Annotated in this window: 14 protein-coding genes; 11 read left to right on the forward strand and 3 right to left on the reverse strand. The window is 68.2% G+C overall.

Features of this window, described 5'->3' with window-relative positions; translation table 11 throughout:
- Positions 1-62 precede the first annotated feature (62 nt).
- The 10 genes from A5655_RS20180 (at position 63) to A5655_RS20225 (ending at position 17533) form a co-directional block, all read left to right on the forward strand.
- Entirely contained in the window at positions 63-1310 is a 1248-nt protein-coding gene (locus tag A5655_RS20180; protein WP_067013048.1) for an alpha/beta hydrolase, read from the forward strand.
- 141 nt (positions 1311-1451) lie between these two features.
- Complete coding sequence (locus A5655_RS20185; protein WP_067013050.1) at positions 1452-2921, forward strand: wax ester/triacylglycerol synthase family O-acyltransferase; 1470 nt, start codon at positions 1452-1454, stop codon at positions 2919-2921.
- Positions 2918-4675, forward strand: coding sequence for an HAD-IB family hydrolase/lysophospholipid acyltransferase family protein (locus A5655_RS20190; RefSeq protein WP_067013052.1), 1758 nt, complete (start codon positions 2918-2920; stop codon positions 4673-4675). Before A5655_RS20185 ends, A5655_RS20190 begins: the two co-directional genes overlap by 4 nt.
- Positions 4672-7032 carry a glycerol-3-phosphate 1-O-acyltransferase gene (locus A5655_RS20195; RefSeq protein WP_067013053.1) on the forward strand — a complete coding sequence of 787 codons (2361 nt, stop codon included), beginning with the start codon at positions 4672-4674 and terminating at the stop codon, positions 7030-7032. The genes A5655_RS20190 and A5655_RS20195 overlap by 4 nt, the downstream gene beginning before the upstream one ends.
- Positions 7033-7058: 26 nt before the next feature.
- Positions 7059-9092 (forward strand): cytochrome c oxidase assembly protein, encoded by a 2034-nt coding sequence (locus A5655_RS20200; RefSeq protein ID WP_067013054.1) that lies wholly within the window; start codon positions 7059-7061, stop codon positions 9090-9092.
- Positions 9093-9277: 185 nt separating this feature from the next.
- Positions 9278-9757 (forward strand): single-stranded DNA-binding protein, encoded by a 480-nt coding sequence (locus A5655_RS20205; protein WP_067013055.1) that lies wholly within the window; start codon positions 9278-9280, stop codon positions 9755-9757.
- An 80-nt stretch (positions 9758-9837) separates the two neighbouring features.
- Positions 9838-11514, forward strand: coding sequence for an energy-dependent translational throttle protein EttA (gene ettA, locus A5655_RS20210; RefSeq protein ID WP_067013057.1), 1677 nt, complete (start codon positions 9838-9840; stop codon positions 11512-11514).
- 75 nt (positions 11515-11589) lie between these two features.
- Positions 11590-16449: an NAD-glutamate dehydrogenase gene (locus tag A5655_RS20215; RefSeq protein WP_067013059.1), complete on the forward strand. Its 4860-nt coding sequence runs from the start codon at positions 11590-11592 to the stop codon at positions 16447-16449.
- Complete coding sequence (locus A5655_RS20220) at positions 16446-16862, forward strand: thioesterase family protein (RefSeq protein ID WP_067013061.1); 417 nt, start codon at positions 16446-16448, stop codon at positions 16860-16862. Before A5655_RS20215 ends, A5655_RS20220 begins: the two co-directional genes overlap by 4 nt.
- Entirely contained in the window at positions 16859-17533 is a 675-nt protein-coding gene (locus tag A5655_RS20225) for a hypothetical protein (protein ID WP_067013077.1), read from the forward strand. The genes A5655_RS20220 and A5655_RS20225 overlap by 4 nt, the downstream gene beginning before the upstream one ends.
- A gap of 43 nt (positions 17534-17576) precedes the next feature.
- On the opposite strand, the gene A5655_RS20230 is transcribed toward A5655_RS20225, so the two are convergent.
- The 3 genes from A5655_RS20230 to A5655_RS20240 form a co-directional block, all read right to left on the reverse strand.
- Positions 17577-17873, reverse strand: a complete 297-nt coding sequence (locus A5655_RS20230; protein WP_067013063.1) for a hypothetical protein — start codon at positions 17871-17873, stop codon at positions 17577-17579.
- 149 nt (positions 17874-18022) lie between these two features.
- Positions 18023-19591 (reverse strand): glycoside hydrolase family 13 protein, encoded by a 1569-nt coding sequence (locus A5655_RS20235; protein WP_067013065.1) that lies wholly within the window; start codon positions 19589-19591, stop codon positions 18023-18025.
- Positions 19592-19615: 24 nt separating this feature from the next.
- Entirely contained in the window at positions 19616-20005 is a 390-nt protein-coding gene (locus A5655_RS20240; RefSeq protein ID WP_067013079.1) for a globin, read from the reverse strand.
- A gap of 142 nt (positions 20006-20147) precedes the next feature.
- Between A5655_RS20240 and A5655_RS20245 the strand changes: the two genes are divergently transcribed.
- Positions 20148-20795, forward strand: a complete 648-nt coding sequence (locus tag A5655_RS20245; protein WP_067013066.1) for an HNH endonuclease — start codon at positions 20148-20150, stop codon at positions 20793-20795.
- Positions 20796-20825 lie beyond the last annotated feature (30 nt).

Below are 20825 nucleotides of genomic sequence, written 5' to 3' on the forward strand. Positions count from 1 at the left end.
CGGTTGATCATCAGCCGTTAACCGCAACGAAGCGTGTGCCTAACGTCGAGGGGTGCGTTGTTATGAGCGTGGCCTTGAACTTGACTTCGCGGTGCTCGCAGGCCGGTGCGCAGGCACTGCGACTGGCGGCCGACGCCAGAGACACGTACCGCGCCGGCGCGGTGCTGCTACGCGGCTCGCCATTCGCGGTCGGCTGGGTCGCCGGCTGGCTCACCACCGAATTCCCCCCGCACGTAGTGACGGGGCACGCGCTGTCCCGGGTATCGCGCCCCTCCATCGGCCGCGTCGGTACCTCGTGGGCCTCGCAAAAAGCCGATGAAGCCCTTACCGCCGCGCTCGTCGAGTGTTTCGGGCCGGACTTCCGTGAACTGGTGCGCCACCCGGCCTACGTCCAGTCCGAGGGTGCGCCGCGGGGCGGGTTGTTGCGCAGGCCCGGTCCGCACCGCCGGTACGCGGCGGAAACGTCCGACATCTCCTACGGCCCCGGCGGCAGCGAACACTTGCTGGACATCTGGCGGCGCCATGACCTGGCACCCGGCCGGCGCGCGCCGGTGCTCATCCAGGTCCCCGGCGGGGCGTGGGCAGTCAACGGCAAACGCCATCAGGCCTACACGCTGATGAGCCACATGGCGGAGCTCGGCTGGATCTGCGTCTCGATCAACTACAGCAAAAGCCCCCGCTGCACGTTCCCCACGCACCTCATCGACGTGAAGAGGGCGATCGCGTGGGTCCGCGAGAACATCGCCGACTACGGCGGCGATCCCGACTTCATCGCGGTCACCGGTGGGTCGGCGGGCGGTCACCTGGCGTCGCTGGCCGCGCTCACCCCGAACGACCCGGCGTTCCAGCCCGGATTCGAGGACGCGGACACCACCGTGCAGGCCGTCGCGCCGTATTACGGCGTCTACGACTTCACCGACTTCGAGAACATGCACGAGATGATGCTGCCGTTCCTCGAGCACTTCGTTCTCAAATCCCGCTACAGCGAGAACCCCGAGCGGTTCCGGGCGGCGTCGCCGATCACCTACGCGCACGGCGAGGCTCCACCGTTCTTCGTGCTGCACGGCGAGAAAGACGAACTGGTTCCCGCCGGCCAGGCCCGGGTCTTCTGCGCGGCGCTACGCGACGCCGGGGCCGCCACGGTGGGCTACGCCGAACTCGCCAACGCGCACCACGCGTTTGACATCACCCCGACGGTGCGGTCGCGGTTGGCCGCCGGCGCCGTCGCGGACTTCCTCGGCGTCGTCTACGGCCGTCGCGCCGGCTCGCTGGCGCATTCGTTGCCGCTGTCTGCGACTTCGGCCAGCTGAGCCGGGCGCCGCTTCGCCGACGCGATCGCGCCTTTCACCAGCGCGGCAAGCCGACTAGCGTTGGGTGAGCAATCCGGTTTGCGGGTCCCAGGCAGGAGGCTTGGTCAGCGGTGACAACGTTGGCGCGTCGAGTTCACGATCATGGCTGAGTCGGTCGAGGCCGTTCAATTGTCCGACGAGCTCGGACCGGTCGACTATCTGATGCATCGGGGTGAGGCCAACCCCCGGACCCGGTCCGGAATCATGGCGCTCGAACTCCTGGACACCACACCGGACTGGGATCGGTTCCGGAGCCGATTCGAAAACGCCTCCCGGCGGGTGCGGCGGCTGCGGCAGAAGGTCGTCGTGCCGACGTTGCCGACGGCGTCGCCGCGGTGGGTGGTCGACCCCGACTTCAACCTCGACTTCCACGTGCGACGGGTGCGGGTGTCGGGGCCCGGCACGCTGCGCGAGGTGTTCGACCTGGCCGAGGTGATCCTGCAGTCACCGATGGACATTTCGCGGCCGCTGTGGACCGCGACCCTGGTGGAGGGCCTGGCCGACGGCAAGGCCGCGACGCTGCTGCATGTCAGCCACGCGGTCACCGACGGTGTCGGCGGCGTCGAGATGTTCGCCGAGATCTATGACCTCGAGCGCGAGCCGCCGCCCAGGCCGACGCCGCCGCAACCCGTCCCACAGGACCTGACGCCCAACGACCTGATGCGCCAAGGCATCAACCGCCTGCCCTTGGCCCTCGTCAACGGCGTCGTGGGCGCCGTGTCCGGGGCGGTGTCGGCGGCCGGCAAGGCGGTGCTCGACCCGGTGTCCACGGTGGGGGGAGTGGTCGGATACGCCGTGTCGGGCATGCGGGTGATGAACCGGGCCGCCGAGCCGTCCCCGCTGCTACGCCGCCGCAGCCTCGCCACCCGCACCGAAGCGATCGACATCCCGCTTTCCGACCTGCACCGGGCGGCGAAAGCCGGCGGGGGATCGATCAACGACGCCTACCTCGCCGGCCTGTCGGGCGCCCTGCGCCGCTACCACGTGGCCCTCGGCGTGCCCATCAGCACTCTGCCGATGGCGGTGCCGGTCAACCTGCGGGCCGACGCGGACACGGCCGGCGGCAACCGGTGGACCGGGGTCAACCTCGCCGCGCCGTTGGGCACGGCCGATCCGGTCGCGCGGATGAAGAAGATCCGTGCCCAGATGACGCAGCGCCGCGACGAGCCCGCGATGAACATCATCGGTTCGATCGCCCCGGTGCTGAGCGTGTTGCCCACCGCAGTGCTGGAGGGGCTGACGGGTTCGGTGATCGGCTCCGACGTGCAGGCCAGCAACGTCCCGGTCTATCCGGGTGACACGTACATCGCCGGCGCAAAGGTCTTGCGGCAGTATGGCGTCGGCCCGCTGCCTGGGGTCGCGATGATGGTCGTGCTGATCTCCCGGGGTGGGTGGTGCACGATCACCGTCCGCTACGACCGGGCCTCGGTGCGAAACGAACCGCTGTTCGCCCAGTGCCTGCTGGAGGGTTTCGACGAGATCCTGGCGCTGGCCGGTGACCCGGCGCCGCGCGCGGTGCCCGCCTCCTTCGCGGAGCCGGCAGTTTCCGCGCGATCGGTGGCAAGCTCATGAGCCCCGCGCGAGAGCAGGCCGAAAACGGTGGCGCACAAAAGAAGCCGTCGGGCGACATGCGGCTGCCTGGCTCGGTCGCCGAGATCATGGCCAGTCCTCCCGGGCCGAAGATCGGCGCGTTTTTCGACCTGGACGGGACGCTGGTCGCCGGATTCACCGCCGTCATCCTGACCCAGGAGCGGCTGCTGCGCCGCGACATGGGGGTGGGGGAGCTGCTCAGCATGGTTCAGGCCGGCCTGAGCCACACCCTGGGACGCATCGAGTTCGAAGACCTCATCGGCAAGGCCGCCGCGGCGCTGGCCGGGCGACTGCTGGACGACCTGGAGGAGATCGGCGAGCGGCTCTTCGTGCAGCGGATCGAGTCGCGGATCTACCCGGAGATGCGCGAGCTGGTGCGCGCACACGTGGCCCGCGGCCACACCGTGGTGCTGAGCTCGTCGGCGCTGACCATTCAGGTCAACCCGGTGGCGCGCTTCCTCGGGATCTCCAACATGCTCACCAACAAGTTCGAGACGAACGAGGACGGCATACTCACCGGCGGTGTGCAGAAGCCGATCCTGTGGGGACCGGGCAAAGCCGCTGCCGTGCAACGGTTTGCCGCCGAGCACGGCATCGATCTCAAGGACAGCTACTTCTACGCCGACGGTGACGAGGACGTCGCGCTGATGTACTTGGTCGGCAATCCACGGCCGACCAACCCCGAGGGGAAGATGGCCGCAGTGGCCAAGCGCCGGGGCTGGCCGATCCTGAGATTCGAGAGCCGCGGTCGGCTCGGCCTGCAGCGGCAGTTGCGAACGCTCGCCGGCTTCAGTTCGATGTTCCCGGTCGCCGCCGGCGCGGTGGGCATCGGTCTGCTGACCCGCAGCCGGCGCCGCGGCGTGAACTTCTTCACCTCCACTTTCTCCCAGTTGTCGCTGGCGATCTCCGGGGTGCAGCTCAACGTCATCGGCGAGGAGAACCTGACCGCGCAGCGTCCCGCGGTCTTTATCTTCAACCACCGCAACCAGGTTGATCCCGTCATCGCGGGCGCGCTGGTGCGCGACAACTGGGTCGGCGTCGGCAAGAAGGAGCTGCAGAAAGACCCGATCATGGGCACGCTCGGCAAGCTGGTCGACACCGTGTTCATCGACCGGGACGATTCGGCCGCCGCGGTCGAGACGATGCACACGGTCGAAGACCGGGCCCGCAACGGGCTCTCGATCGTGATCGCACCGGAAGGCACCCGGGTGGACACCACCGAAGTGGGGCCGTTCAAGAAGGGGCCCTTCCGCATCGCGATGGCGGTGGGAATCCCGATCGTCCCGATCGTCATCCGCAACGCCGAGATCGTCGCCGCCCGCAACTCCACCGTCATCAACCCCGGCACCGTCGACGTGGCGGTGTTCCCGCCAATCTCCGTGCACGACTGGACCGTTGAGACGCTGCCGGAGCACATCGCCGAGGTGCGCCAGCTCTATCTGGACACGCTGGCCAACTGGCCCGTCGACGGACTGCCGCAGATCGATCTGTACGCCGAGAAGAAAGCGGCAAAAAAGACCAAGACGGCTGCCAAGAAGGCGGCCCCCAAGAAGGTTGCGGCCAAGGCGCCCGCGAAGAAGGCCGCCGCGAAGAAGACCGCACCCAAGGCGAAGCCGGCCAAGGCGCACCCCAACGAGTCCGAGGTTGCGCTCAAAGACGGTGAGGCGCAACAGCCCAGCGGACAGGGAACCGTCAGCGGGGGGTCGCCCGGTTCCGCGCCGAGAGGGCGGCAGTGACCAAACCGGCCGCGGATATCAGCGCAGTCCTCGCCGCACAAGACTCGCTGATATTGGCGTCCATGGCCTCTCCGGTCGAGCGGGAGCTGGTCATGGCTTGGGTCGGTCAGCAGCGTGCCGACAACCCCGATGCGACGTTCGAGGTGTTGGCGCTGCCCGAAGACAATGCGCCGCCCACGGCGCTACCCCAGTTGGTTGAGCGGCTCGAGTCCGAATCCAATGACGACCGCTCGGTCGTGCCCGTGCGGGTGTTCTGGCTTCCGCCCGCCAATCGCGGCCGGGTCGCCAAGCTCGCCGGACTGCTTCCGGGACAGGATCCCTACCACCCCAACCCGCGTCAGCAACGGCACATCATCCGCAACGATCCGCAACGCGCGCGGGTGGTGGCCGGCGAGCCGGCCAAGGTCTCCGAATTGCGCCAGCAGTGGCGCGACACCACCGTCGGCGACGACTTCGCATCCTTCGTCACCCGCCGGGCCATCTTGGCGATGGAACGCGCGGAATACCGAATCCTGGGGCCGCAGTACAAGTCGCCGCGATTGGTGAAGCCGGAGATCCTGGCGTCCACGCGGTTTCGCGCCGGCCTGAAGAAGATCCCGGGCGCCACCGTCGAGGAAGCCGGCAAGATGCTCGACGAACTGTCCACCGGGTGGAGCCGGGTGTCCGTCGACCTGGTCGGCGTTCTGGGCAGGGCGCTCAGCCGCGGATTCGACCCGGAGATCGACTACGACGAATACCAGGTGGCGGCCATGCGCGCCGCGCTGGAAACCCACCCCGCGGTGCTGTTGTTTTCGCACCGGTCCTACATCGACGGCGCGGTGGTGCCGGTCGCCATGCAGGAGAACCGGCTACCGCCGGTGCACGTGTTCGCCGGAATCAACCTGTCCTTCGGGGTGATGGGCCCGCTGCTGCGCCGCGCCGGCACGATTTTCATCCGCCGCAACATCGGCGACGACCCGCTCTACAAGTACGTCCTGCGCGAATATGTCGGCTACATCGTCGAAAAACGGTTCAACCTGAGCTGGTCGATCGAAGGCACCCGCTCGCGCACCGGAAAGATGTTGCCGCCCAAGCTCGGTCTGCTCTCCTACGTCGCCGACGCTTACCTGGACGGCCGCAGCGAAGACATCCTGCTGCAGCCGGTGTCGATCGGCTTTGACCAGCTGCACGAGACGGCCGAGTACGCCGCCTACGCCCGCGGCGGCGAGAAGACGCCGGAGGGCGTCGTCTGGCTGTACAACTTCATCAAGGCCCAGGGTGAGCGCAACTACGGCAAGATCTACGTGCGCTTCCCCGAAGCGGTCTCGATGCGGCAGTACCTCGGCCCTCAGCACGGGGCACGCGAGTTGGATCAGGATGCCAAACGGCTTGCGCTGCACAAGATGTCGTTCGAGGTCGCGTGGCGGATCCTGCAGGCGACGCCGGTGACGGCGACGGGTTTGGTGTGCGCGCTGCTGCTGACCACCCGGGGCGCGGCGTTGACCCTCGGCCAGCTGCACCACACCCTGCAGGACTCGCTGGATTATCTCGAGCGCAGGCAGATCCCGATGTCGACGAGCGCCTTGCGGCTGCGCCGGCGCGACGGGGTGCTCGCCGCGGTCGACACGTTGTCCAACGGGCACCCGATCACCCGCGTCGACGGCGGCCGGGAGCCGGTGTGGCGCATTGCGCCCGATCAGCAACACGCGGCCGCGTTCTATCGAAACTCGTTGATACACGCCTTCTTAGAGACCTCGATCGTCGAACTCGCGCTGGCGCACGCCAGGCGCGTCACGGATCCGCACGGCGACCGCGTCGGCGCTTTCTGGGCGCAGGCGATGCGGTTGCGGGATCTGCTGAAGTTCGATTTCTATTTCGCCGACTCGGCGGCGTTCCGCGATCACATCGCCGAAGAGATGGCGTGGAACGACGACTGGGAAGCGCACGTCACCGCCGGCGGGGACGAGATCCACGCCATGCTGTTCGGCAAGCGTCCGATGAGGGCCGACGCCATGTTGCGGGTGTTCTTCGAGGCGTACGAGATCGTCGCCGACGTGTTGCGCGACGCGCCGGCCGACGTCGGGCCCAAGGAGCTGACCGAGTCGGCGCTCGGGGTGGGCCGGCAATACGTGGCACAGACCAGGGTCCGCAGCAGCGAGTCGGTATCGACGCTGCTGTTCGCCACCGCCTATCAGGTCGTCGTCGACCAGGACCTGATCGCGCCCGCCGCCGACCTCGCCGAAAGGCGGGCCGCATTCCGCCAGGAGCTGCGCGACATCCTCGAGGATTCCGAATACGTCGGTCGGATCGCGCGCGAGCAGTTCATCGCCCGCGAGGCCAGGGCGCGCCGCGAGCGGCTGGACGGCCAAGCTCTGTAGTCGCAAGCGCCCAATACCCTGGTGGCATGACCGTTGACCGGCCGGTGGCCACCCGCCTGGCGCGGGTGTGGCCGCCGCTGATCGGCGTCGCGGTACTCGCGGGCTGCACCGCCGCGGGGATCGGGGCGCTCTCGCTGGCGGGCGCGCTGACCGCCACGGGGCTGCCCGATCCGGGCCCGGCCACCACGCTGGGGCTGCCGTTCGTCCGCGCCGCGGGCGAGATCGCCGCGGTGCTGGCCGTCGGATCTTTCCTGTTCGCGGCGTTTCTGGTGCCGCCGCAGGGCAGCGGCGTGCTCGACGCCGGCGGATACCGTGCGCTTCGCATCGGGACGGTCGCGTCGGGGGTGTGGGCGGTGTGCGCGGCCCTGCTCGTCCCGCTGACCGTCTCCGACGTGTCCGGTCACGGCGTGGCCGACCTCGACCCGGCCACGATCTGGTCGCTGGCCGGGTTGATCAACACCGCCTCGGCCTGGCGCTGGACCGCGATCCTGGCCGCGGTGGTCACCTTGGCGAGCCTGTCGGTGCTGCGCTGGTCGTGGACGCCGCTGCTGCTGGCCGGATCGGTGGTGACGCTGATTCCGCTCGGGCTGACCGGTCATTCGTCGGCCGGCGGTTCGCACGACCTGGCCACCAACAGCCTGCTGATCCACCTCGTCGCGGCCAGCGTGTGGGCCGGTGGCCTGCTTGCCCTGCTCGCGCACGGGTTGCGCGACGGTGACCATATCGGTCTGGCGGCGCGGCGGTTCTCGGCGGTCGCGCTGTGGTGCTGGGTGGCGATGGCGATCAGCGGGGTGGTCAACGCCCTGGTGCGGGTGCTGCCGTCCGACCTGTTGACGACCGGGTACGGCCGGCTGGTCGTCGCCAAATTCGTCGCGCTCTGCGTGCTGGGCGTCCTCGGCTGGCGCCAGCGGCGCTCGGGAGTGGCTGCGCTGCAAGGCGATCCGGGTTCCCCCCGCGCGCGCAGGCTGCTGATCAGGCTTGCGCTGATCGAGGCCGCGGTGTTCGGCCTGACCTTCGGCATCGCCGTCGGGCTGGGCCGCACCGCGCCGCCACCGCCCCCGGCGCGGCTGCCCACGATTCCGGAAGCCGAGATCGGCTACGACTTCGACGGCCCGCCCACCGCCGTGCGCATCCTGCTCGACTGGCGCTTCGACCTCATCTTCGGCAGCACCGCGATCGTCCTCGCCGCGCTGTATGTGGCGGCGGTGGTGCGGCTGCGCCGCCGCGGCGATCACTGGCCGCCGGGGCGGACCGTGTCCTGGCTGCTTGGCTGCCTGGCGTTGCTGTTCGTGACCTCGTCGGGCGTGGGCCGGTACATGCCGGCGATGTTCAGCATGCACATGGTCGCGCACATGGGCCTGTCGATGCTGGTCCCCATCCTGCTGGTGCTGGGTGCCCCGGTCACCCTGGCGTTGCGGGCGCTGCCCGCCGCGGGCCGCGACGCCCCGCCCGGCCCGCGGGAATGGCTGCTGGTCGCGCTGCACAGCCACCTGTCGCGATTCCTGACCAACCCCGTGGTCGCGACCGTGTTGTTCGTCGCGGGGTTTTACGGGCTGTATCTTTCGAACCTCTTCGACACCACCGTGAGCAGCCATGCCGGCCACCTGGCGATGAATGTGCACTTCCTGCTCAGCGGCTACCTGTTCTATTGGGTCGTCATCGGGGTGGACCCGACGCCAAGGCCCATCCCGCCGCTGGCGAAGGTCGGCGTGGTGTTCGCCTCGTTGCCGCTGCACGCCTTCTTCGGGGTGGTGCTGATGGGTTGGCGCAAGGTGCTCGGCGCCGATTACTACCGCTCGCTCGGGCTGAGCTGGCACACCGACCTGATGGGTGATCAGCGGCTGGGCGGTGGAATCGCCTGGGCGGCAGGCGAAGTGCCGCTGGTGATCGTGATGATCGCGCTGCTTGTGCAGTGGGCGCGCAGCGACAGGCGCACCGCCAGACGGCTGGATCGGGCGGCGGATCTGGACGACGACGCCGAGCTGGCCGCCTACAACGCGATGCTGGCCGAGCTGGCGCGGGGGGAAACGCCGGGGCGGAGTGGGAGTCCGCGAGCGTAACGCCACGGCGTTATCTGCCGCGAATTTTGCGCTCAAGTTGCGTTCGCGCGGGTCGGCGGACTGATCCACAGTCACGATTTCTTCCACAGGGGCAGTCGTTGGAGCCCCGTACTGCGCCCGGCCAGTCGGTAGTCCCGCGGTCAATGGTCACCACAGAGAAATGCAACCGAGAAGGGATCAGACCCATGTTCGAAACACCGCTTACGGTCGTCGGCCACATCGTCAACAACCCCGACCGCCGACAGGTCGGCAACCAGGAGGTCATCAAGTTCCGGGTCGCCAGCAACTCCCGGCGCCGTACAGCCGACGGCGGCTGGGAGCCGGGCAACTCGCTGTTCATCAACGTCAATTGCTGGGGCAAGTTGGTCACCGGCGTCGGCGCCGCGCTGGGCAAGGGTGCGCCGGTGATCGTGGTGGGCCACGTGTACACCAGCGAGTACGAGGACCGTGACGGCAACCGCCGCTCGTCGCTCGAGATGCGCGCGACGTCGGTCGGGCCGGACGTGTCCCGCGCGATCGTGCGGATCGAGAAGCCGGGCTACACCGGTCCGACTATCGAGGCCGCCGCCCCCGCGGCGGATTCGGCCGACGCCGCTGGTGAGGACGCCGGTGCCAACGACAGCGCCGAGTCCGATGACACGGGGCCGCTGCCGCTGTCGGCTTAGCTGCGGGATTGGGCCCGCCGCGAGGTGCATAGGATGGTCCGCGAGATCTCTCTCGAAGACCAGAAAGGCAAAACCGCGGCATGGCTGAGTTCATCTACACGATGAAGAAGGTCCGCAAGGCGCACGGCGACAAGGTGATCCTGGACGACGTCACGTTGAGCTTCTTCCCGGGCGCCAAGATCGGTGTCGTCGGCCCCAACGGCGCCGGCAAGTCGAGCGTCTTGCGGATCATGGCCGGCCTGGACAAGCCGAACAACGGCGACGCGTTCCTGGCCAATGACGCCACGGTCGGCATCCTGCAGCAGGAGCCCCCGCTGAACGAGGAGAAGACGGTCCGCGGCAACGTGGAGGAGGGCCTAGGCGAGATCAAGGTCAAGCTCGACCGGTTCAACGAGGTCGCCGAGCTGATGGCCACCGACTACTCCGACGAGCTGATGGAGGAGATGGGCCGGCTGCAGGAGGAGCTTGACCACGCCGACGCGTGGGACCTCGACTCCCAGCTCGAGCAGGCGATGGACGCGCTGCGCTGCCCGCCGCCCGACGAGCCGGTCACGAACCTGTCCGGCGGCGAGCGGCGCCGAGTGGCGCTGTGCAAGCTGCTGCTGTCCAAACCGGACCTGCTGCTGCTCGACGAGCCGACCAACCACCTGGACGCCGAAAGCGTGCAGTGGCTCGAACAGCACCTGGCCGCCTACCCGGGGGCGATCCTGGCGGTGACCCACGACCGGTACTTCCTGGACAACGTCGCCGAGTGGATCCTCGAGCTCGACCGTGGCCGCGCGTATCCCTACGAGGGCAACTACTCGACCTACCTGGAGAAGAAGGCCGAGCGGATCGCGGTGCAGGGCCGCAAGGACGCCAAGCTGCAGAAGCGGCTGACCGAAGAGCTGGCCTGGGTCCGGTCCGGTGCCAAAGCGCGGCAGGCCAAGAGCAAGGCGCGCCTGCAGCGCTACGAGGAGATGGCCGCCGAGGCGGAAAAGACGCGCAAGCTCGATTTCGAGGAGATCCAGATCCCGGTCGGGCCGCGACTGGGCAACGTCGTCGTCGAGGTCGAGCATCTCGACAAGGGCTACGACGGGCGCACGCTGATCAAGGACCTGTCGTTCACGCTGCCGCGCAACGGCATCGTCGGGGTCATCGGTCCCAACGGGGTCGGGAAGACCACACTGTTCAAGACCATCGTCGGCCTCGAGCAGCCCGACAGCGGCACCGTCAAGGTCGGGGAGACGGTCAAGCTCAGCTACGTGGATCAGACCCGCGCCGGCATCGACCCCAAAAAGACGGTGTGGGAAGTGGTTTCCGACGGGCTGGACTACATCGAGGTTGGTCAGAACGAGATCCCGTCGCGGGCCTACGTATCGGCGTTCGGTTTCAAGGGACCCGACCAGCAGAAGCCGGCAGGCGTGCTCTCCGGCGGTGAGCGCAACCGGCTGAACCTGGCGCTCACGTTGAAGGAGGGCGGCAACCTCATTCTGCTGGACGAGCCGACCAACGACCTCGACGTCGAGACGCTGGGCTCGCTGGAGAACGCGCTGGAGAAATTCCCCGGCTGCGCGGTCGTGATCAGCCACGACCGGTGGTTCCTCGACCGCACGTGCACGCACATCCTGGCGTGGGAGGGCGACGAGGACAACGAGGCCAAGTGGTTCTGGTTCGAGGGCAACTTCGGCGCGTACGAGGAGAACAAGGTGGAACGCCTCGGGGCGGAGGCCGCCAGGCCGCACAGAGTGACCCATCGCAAGCTGACCCGCGACTAGTGTCAGGGCTGTCCCGCTGAGAAGTGGGGCGATCGGGCGCAGAGTGGCATCCGTCGCGAGTTGGGAGCAATCGGCATGACGATCGATCCCGGTGCCAGGCAGGATCTCAAGCCGTGGACCACGTTCACCAAGAGTGACGACATTCCCGACTGGATCGCGAACGCCTACATCGAGAGCTACCGCGGTCCCCGCGGCGACGAACCGGGAGCCGCGGAACCCGGTCCCGTCGACCCCGCGGTCATGGTCACCCCCGCCATGCTGCGCGCCCACTATCGGCTCGCCGGGTGCCGCGCCGAACACGGGAGCTGCGTCTGCGTCCACGGGGCGGACGACCCCGAGGGATTCGGGCCCGCCCTGCAAGTGGTCACCGATCACGGCAGCATGCTGCTGGACTCCGTCACGGTTTTGCTGCACCGGCTCGGCGTCGCCTACGCAGGGATCATGACCCCGGTGTTCGACGTGCACCGCAACGCGGCGGGCGACCTGCTCAGCGTCGAACCGAAACCGCCCGGCGCGTCGCAATACGACGGCGAGGCCTGGATATACGTCCCGCTGTCGCCGTCCGTCGACAGCAAGGTCCTCGCCGAGGTCGACCGCCTGCTGCCCAAGGTGCTGAGCGACGTCGAGCAAGTCGCGAGGGACGCGGCGACCATGATCGCCACGCTGAGCGATCTGGCCGAGGCCGTCCACACCAACGCCCAGGGCCAATATTCGGCGCCGGACCGCGAGGACGTCGCCGAGCTGCTGCGCTGGCTGGGCAACGGAAACTTCCTGCTGCTGGGATATCAGCGCGCCCGGGTGCACGACAACGTGGTTTCCGGAGACGGCGCGACCGGCCTGGGGGTCCTGCGCACCCGGACGGGGTCGCGCCCGCGGTTGACCGACGAGGACCACCTGCTGGTCCTGGCCCAATCCGTGGTCGGCAGCTACCTGCGCTACGGCGCGTACCCGTACGCGATCGCGGTTCGCGAATACGCCGACGACGGCGAGGGCGGCCGCGCGGTCTTCGAGCATCGCTTCGTCGGACTCTTCACGGTCGCCGCGATGAACGCGGACGTCCTGGAGATCCCGACGGTCTCGAGCCGGGTCCGCGAGGCGCTCGCGATGGCCGACGGCGACCCGATCCACCCCGGCCAGCTGCTGCTCGACGTCATCCAGACCGTGCCGCGCTCCGAGCTGTTCACGCTCAGCGCCGAACGGCTCCTGACGATGGCCAAAGCGGTGGTGGACCTGGGATCCCAGCGGCGCGCGTTGTTGTTCCTGCGGGCCGATCGCCTGCGGTACTTCGTGTCGTGCCTCGTCTACGTGCCGCGCGATCGCTACACCACCCCGGTTCGGCTGCAGATCGAGGACATCCTGGTCCACGAATTCGGTGGCACGCGACTGGAATTCACCGCCCGCGTCAGCGAATCGCCCTGGGCGCTAATGCATTTCATGGTCCGGCTGCCCGAAAAAACGACGGCCGTCGACGTCTCGGAAGCCAACCGCATCCGGATCCAGGGGCTGCTCAGCGAGGCGGCGCGGACCTGGGGGGACCGCCTGATCGCCGCGGCTGCCGACGTCCCCGAGGGGCCCGTGTCGCACCCCGACGCCGAGCATTACGCGGCCGCCTTCCCCGAGGTCTACAAACAGGCCGTCCCGCCCCAGGATGCGATCGAGCACATCGCGATCATCAAAGGGCTGTCCGATGATTCGGTCAAGCTGGTGTTCTCCGATCGCGGCGAGGACGGGGCCGCCCAGCTCACCTGGTTCGTGGGGGGGCACACCGCCTCGTTGAGCCAGCTGCTGCCGATGCTGCAGAGCATGGGCGTCATTGTGCTCGAGGAGCGGCCGTTCACCGTCACCCGGGAGGACGGGCTGGCGGTGTGGATCTACCAGTTCAAGATCCAGCCACACCCGACGATCCCGGCGGCGCGGACGGCGGCCGAACGGCAAGCCACCGCGGAGCGATTCGCCGACGCGGTGACCGCCATCTGGGAGGGGCGCGTCGAGATCGACCGGTTCAACGAACTGGTGATGCGCGCGCGGCTCACGTGGCAGCAGGTCGTGTTGCTGCGCGCCTACGCGAAATACCTGCGGCAGGCGGGCTTTCCGTACAGCCAGTCCCACATCGAGTCGGTACTCAGTGAGCACCCCTCTACCGTGCGGTCACTGGTCACCCTGTTCGAGGCGCTCTTCGACCCGCGGGCTGCCTCTTTTAAGGGGTCGCCGACCAGCCGCGACGCGCAGGCGGCCGCCGCCGCGGTCGCCGCGGACATCGACGCGGTGGTGGGCCTCGACACCGACCGCATCCTGCGTGCGTTCGCGTCGCTGGTGCAGGCCACGCTGCGGACCAACTACTTCGTCACCAGCGAGGGTTCCGCACGCGCCCGTAATGTGTTGGCGCTCAAGCTCGACGCTCAACTGATCGACGAGCTTCCGCTGCCGCGGCCCAAATTCGAGATCTTCGTGTACTCGCCGCGCGTGGAGGGCGTGCACCTGCGGTTCGGCCCGGTGGCGCGCGGCGGCCTGCGCTGGTCCGACCGCCGCGACGACTTCCGCACCGAAATCCTGGGGTTGGTCAAGGCGCAGGCGGTGAAGAACGCCGTCATCGTGCCGGTCGGGGCCAAGGGCGGGTTCGTCGTCAAGCGGCCGCCGCTGCCGTCCGGTGACGCCGCCGCCGACCGCGACGCCAGCCGCGCCGAGGGCGTCGCCTGCTATCAGCTGTTCATCTCCGGTCTGCTCGACGTCACCGACAACGTCGACCACGCAACCAAAAAGGTCAGCCCGCCGCCCGAAGTGATCCGGCGGGACGGCGACGACGCCTACCTGGTGGTGGCCGCGGACAAGGGCACCGCGACGTTCTCCGACATCGCCAACGACGTCGCCAAGTCGTACGGGTTCTGGCTGGGGGACGCGTTCGCGTCCGGCGGGTCGGTGGGCTACGACCACAAGGCCATGGGCATCACCGCCAAGGGCGCGTGGGAGGCCGTCAAACGCCATTTCCGCGAGATGGGCGTCGACACCCAGACCGAGGATTTCACCGTCGTCGGCGTCGGGGACATGAGCGGCGACGTGTTCGGCAACGGCATGCTGCTGAGCCAGCACATCCGGCTGCTCGCCGCCTTCGACCACCGGCACGTCTTTCTGGACCCGGACCCCGACCCGGCCGCGTCGTGGCGGGAACGCCGGCGGATGTTCGACCTGCCGCGGTCCAGCTGGGACGACTACGACAAGTCGCTGATCAGCGAGGGCGGTGGGGTGTACAACCGCGACCAGAAGGCGATCCCGGTCAGCCCGCAGGTCCGCGAGGCGCTGGGCATCGACGACGACGCCACCGAAATGTCGCCGCCCAACCTGATCAAGGCGATCCTGCAGGCGCCCGTCGACCTGTTGTTCAACGGCGGCATCGGCACCTACATCAAGGCCGAATCCGAGTCCGACGCCGACGTCGGCGACCGCGCCAACGATCCGGTGCGCGTGAACGCAAACCAGGTGCGCGCCAAGGTCGTTGGCGAGGGCGGCAACCTGGGGGTGACCGCGCTTGGCCGCGTCGAGTTCGATCTGTCGGGCGGGCGGATCAACACCGACGCGATGGACAACTCCGCCGGAGTCGACTGTTCGGACCACGAGGTCAACATCAAGATCCTGATCGACTCGCTGGTCACCGCGGGCAAGGTCAAGGCCGAGGAGCGCAAGGAGCTGCTGGAGTCGATGACCGACGAGGTCGCGCGGCTGGTGCTGCTCGACAACGAGGACCAAAACGACCTGATCGGCACCAGCCGCGCCAACGCGGCCAGCTTGCTGCCCGTGCACGCGATGCAAATCAAGTACCTCGAAGAGCGCGGCATCAACCGGGAGCTGGAAGCGCTGCCCTCGGAGAAGGAGATTCACCGGCGCATCGATGTCGGCATCGGGCTCACCTCTCCCGAGCTGTGCACCCTGATGGCCCACGTCAAGCTGGCACTCAAGGAGGAGATGCTGACCACCGAACTGCCCGAGCAGGACGTCTTCGCATCCCGGCTCCCGCAGTACTTCCCGACGCAACTGCGCGAGCGGTTCACCCCGGAGATCCGCGGCCACCAGCTGCGTCGGGAGATCGTCACCACCATGCTGATCAATGACCTGGTGGACGCCGCGGGCATCAGCTACGCGTTCCGGATCACCGAAGACGTCGGTGTCGGGCCGATCGACGCGGTGCGCACCTACGTCGCCACCGACGCCATCTTCGGCGTGGACGAGATCTGGAGGCAGATCCGGGCGGCGAGCGTGCCCGTCGCGCTGTCGGACCGGCTGACGTTGGACACCCGGCGGCTGATCGACCGCGCCGGACGCTGGCTGCTCAACTACCGGCCCCAGCCGTTGGCCGTCGGCGCCGAGATCAACCGGTTCGCCGCGAAGGTCAAAGAGCTGACGCCGCGCATGTCGGAGTGGCTGCGCGGCGACGACAAGGCCATCGTCGAAAAGGAAGCCGCCGAATTCGCCTCGCAGGGCGCGCCGGAGGACTTGGCGTACATGGTGGCCGCCGGCCTGTACCGCTATAGCCTGCTCGACATCATCGACGTCGCGGACATCACCGAAATGGACACCGCCGAAGTCGCCGACACCTATTTCGCCCTGATGGACCACCTGGGCACCGACGCCTTGCTGACGGCGGTTTCGGAGCTACCCCGCCACGACCGCTGGCAGTCGTTGGCGCGCTTGGCTATTCGCGACGACATCTACGCGTCGCTTCGGTCGCTGTGCTTCGATGTGCTGGCGGTCGGCGAGCCCGACGAAAGCGGCGAAGAGAAGATCGGCGAGTGGGAACACATCAGCGCGTCCCGGGTTGAGCGGGCCCGTCGCACGCTGAGCGAGATTCAGGAAAGCGGGGCAAAGGATCTCGCGACGCTGTCGGTCGCCGCGCGGCAGATTCGCCGGATGACCCGCACCAGCGGCAGGGGATCGTCGAGTTGAACGTTGGCTTCGTCGCGCCGGTGCCCGTGCGCTGGTCGGACATCGACATGTACCAGCACGTCAACCACGCCACCATGGTCACCATCCTCGAAGAGGCGCGGGTGCAGTTCCTCAAGGAACCCTTCGCCGCCGACATCACGACCATCGGATTGCTGATCGCCGACGTGCGGGTGACCTACAAGAGCCAGCTGCGCCTGGCCGATTCGCCTCTGCAGGTGACGATTTGGACCAAACAGCACCGGACGGTCGACTTCACGCTCGGCTACGAGGTACGCCCCGTCAACGCCGATCCCGCTTCGAAACCCGCCGTCATCGCCGAGACGCAGCTGGCCGCCGTGCACATCGAGGAGCAGCGGCTGTTCCGGCTCTTGCCCAACCATCGGGAGTATCTGCAACGGTGGCTCAGGGAATAAGCGGGGTAGCCGAGCGGGGTGTGTGGTTGCGTGACGCCGCCCACCGCGGGGATCTCGCCACGTTCGTCGATCACGCGATGCGCCTAGACGACGCCGCGGTCATCCGGCTTCGGGCCCGATCCGCCGGGCTGCTGACCGCTTGGGTGGCAACCGGTTTCGACGTGCTGGCCAGCCGGGTGGTGGTCGGCCGGGTGCGGCCCGACGATATGTCGGTCGCGGCGGACGGGCTGGCGCGGGGACTGTCGGCGATGGACGCCGAGGGCTATGTGGATCCCGGATTCGCGATGGACTCCGCGTGGCGGGGAGCCCTGCCCCCCGAATCCGGTTTCACCCACCTCGACGACGTACCCGCCCGGGTGATGCTGGACCTGGCGCAGCGCGGCGCGCAACTCGCCAAGGAGCACGGCAGTTCTCATGGTCCGCCGGTGTCGCTGCTGGACCAGGAGGTCATCCGGGTCAGCTCGGCCTCTGGAGGGGCCGACTTCAGCGTGGGACTCCCGATGCGATGCGTGTTCGCCTTGACCGCAATGGGTTTCCTGCCGCAGTCACCAGATGCCATCGGCGCCGACGAGATTGTCCGGGTGCGGATCCTGCCGACCTGGCTGCGCGTCGACGCCAAGTTCGGCTCGGTGTACCGGCGCCGCGCACACGCGGCGCTGGTGCTTGCCTGAACGGTCGTTGCGGTTTACACATCCAACAGCCGAATGGCCAGGCCTAGCCGTACGATCCGATGACGGTGACAGGCTTAGGCGTCGGCGGTTCGCCAACGATGCCTTTAGCGACGGCTTCCTGAACACGGCGCGCTGCGGCGATGCCCGGTAGCGGATTCTCGGCCCCGTCAGCCAGCTCGAGGATTGCACCAAACTCGGTGTTGCCGGGTCCCTGCCAGTACGTCCACCGAATGCCGTTGGGCTGTCGCTCGTTCACCGCCGCGAATGCGAGTTCAACCGCCTTGACGATGTCATCGACGCCCTGAGGCCCAACTTCATATCGCACGATCAACGTGGGCATATCGGACTCCTTCGTCAATCATTGATCATGTTGCCCTTACGCGATCTCTGACGTTTCGTACGTGCAAAAGGTGACCCCCGCGGGCCCCCGTCACGTGGCACGAGCGCTGCGCTGAGCGGCTGCGCCGTCCGAACCGGGTCCTCTGTGCCTCAGACCAGCCAGGCCGCCGCGTCCGGCGGCAACTTGTCGTCGACCAACGGCGCGCTGGCCAGGATCACCTCTCCCGGCGGCAACGCCATCGGCAGCCGGCCGGCGTTCAGCGCGCACACCAGGGCCCCGCCGTGGCGCTCGAAGATCAAAAAGTCGTCGTCGGCGGCCAGCCATTCGAGCTCGCCGCCACCGAATTCGCCCCGCTCCCTGCGTAATTGCAGCGCCCTTCGGTAGAAGGACAGCGTCGAGTCGGGATCGTCGAGCTGCTTTTCGACGGTCAGCGCCGCCCAGTCCGCCGGCATCGGCAGCCAGGTGTCGGCGGTCGCGGAGAAGCCGAACGGGGGAGCCTCACCCGACCACGGAATCGGGACCCGGCACTTGTCGCGGCCGCGTTCGGTATGCCCGGAGCGTTCCCACGTGGGGTCCTGCAGCACCTCCTCGGGCAGGTCCACGACGTCGGGCAGGCCCAGTTCCTCCCCGTTGTAGACAAACACCGCGCCCGGCAGGGCCAGCATCACCATCGCCATCGCCCGCGCCCGGCTCAGCCCGACCTGGCCGCCGCCGTACCGGGTGACCTCCCGGCCCACGTCGTGGTTGGAGAGCGTCCACGTCGGGGTGGCGTTCTCAATTGCGGTGGCTTCCAGCGAGTTCTGGATCGCGTCGTGGATTTCGCGTGCGTCGAATTCGATCTTGGTCAGCCGGAAATTGAAGCCGAGATGCAATTCGTCGGGCCGCAGATACTCGGCCCACAGCAGGTTGTCCATCACCCACACCTCGCCGATGGTCACCGCCCCCGGATAGTCGTCGACGATCGTGCGGATCCCGCGGTGTATCTCGTGCACGCTCGGGTGGTTGAAGCGCGGGTCGTCGTCGCTGTGGCTCAACACCTTGATGTCGCCCTTCGCGTCGGGCAGGTCGGCCGGCTTGGCCATCCCGTGCGCCACGTCGATGCGGAAGCCGTCCACGCCGCGTTCCAGCCAGAACCGCAGCGTCTTCTCGAAGTCGTCGAAGACGTCCGGGTGCTCCCAGTTCAGGTCGGGCTGCTCGGCGTCGAAAAGGTGCAGATACCACTGTCCGGGGTTGCCGTCGGGTTCGACCACCCGGGTCCAGGCCGACCCGCCGAACACCGAGGTCCAGTTGTTCGGCGGCAGCGCCCCGTCCGGACCGCGCCCGTCGCGAAAGAAGTAGCGCTCGCGGGCGTCGGTGCCGGGGCCGGCGGCCAGCGCCGCCTGAAACCACGGGTGCGCCGAGCTGGTGTGGTTGGGCACCACGTCCATGGTGATCTTGATGCCCCGCTCGTGCGCCGCCGCGATCAGCCGCTCGATCGCGGCCATCCCGCCGAACAGCGGGTCGATGTCGCGCGGATCGGCGACGTCATAGCCGTGGTCGGCCATCGGGGAAACCGTGACCGGGTTGAGCCAGATCGCGTCGATACCCAGCTGCGTCAGGTAATCCAGGCGGGCGGTCACCCCGTCCAGGTCGCCGACGCCGTCGCCGTCGCTGTCGGCGAACGACCTCGGATACACCTGGTAGAAGACCGCGCTCGACCACCACGGCTCGGGGCTCATGCTGCTCCGTTCGGTTACGGGGGATCAGAACGATGAATTGACCAGAGAGTGCGCGGCCATGTCCAGGTATTCGAGTAACTCCCGGCGGTGCGTGTCGTCGAGAGTCTGCGAGTCGATGGAGGCCACGGCGGTGTGCATGCACCGCAGCCACGCATCGCGCTCGATGGGGGTGATCCGGAACGGGGCGTGCCGCATCCGCAGCCGCGGATGCCCGCGCCGGTCGGAGTAGGTGCGCGGGCCGCCCCAGTACTGCTCGAGGAACATCCGCAGCCGCTCCTCCGCGCCGGCCAGGTCGTCCGCGGGGTACAGCTGGCTGAGAATCTCGTCCTCGGGGACCTGTGCGTAAAACCGCGACACGATCGCATTGAAGGTTTCGGCACCGCCGACGGCCTCGTAAAAGCTCACCTGATCCATCCCCTCCATTGTGGTGCATCGCCGCGGTGGCAAGGCCGAACGGGCCCGGAACGCGCCTTCTGTTCACCGGTTCGTCACGGCGCGCACCAGCAATAAGGGTGCGTTTGGCGGCGAATCATGGTGGACTATCCGCGGAGGATCAATGGCGCATGGCAAGAGACGCCGCAGCCACCGCAGTTCCGGTGCCGCGGCAGGGTTAACCGGGCCCCCAACCGCGTCACCCCTGCATAGCGTCGATACCCATCCGCCAACCCGCCACGAAACCGCGTCAATCTGGAGCCGGCGGCGGGTTCTCCTGCTGAATTCCACCTACGAGCCGCTGACCGCGCTGCCGATGCGGCGGGCCATCGTCATGGTGATCTGCGGCAAGGCCGACGTGGTGCACGACGACCCGGCCGGGCCGGTCATCCACTCGGCGACCAGGTCGATCGTGGTGCCCTCGGTGATCCAGCTGCGGTCCTACGTGCGGGTTCCGTATCGGGCGCGCGTGCCGATGACCCGCGCCGCCCTGATGCACCGCGACCGTTTCTGCTGCGCCTACTGCGGCGCCAAGGCCGACACCGTCGACCACGTGGTGCCGCGCAGCCGTGGCGGCGACCACTCCTGGGAGAACTGCGTGGCGTGCTGTTCGACCTGCAACCACCGCAAGGGCGACAAGCTGCTCACCGAGTTGGGCTGGGCGCTGCGCCGGGCGCCGCTGCCGCCGACCGGGCAACACTGGCGACTGCTGTCGACGGTCAAGGAACTGGACCCATCCTGGGCTCGATACCTCGGCGAGGGCGCGGCCTGACCGATCCCGTGTCCAAGTGTGCGGGTGGAT

The sequence above is a fragment of the Mycobacterium sp. 1081908.1 genome, assembly GCF_001673535.1.
Lineage (GTDB): Bacteria > Actinomycetota > Actinomycetes > Mycobacteriales > Mycobacteriaceae > Mycobacterium.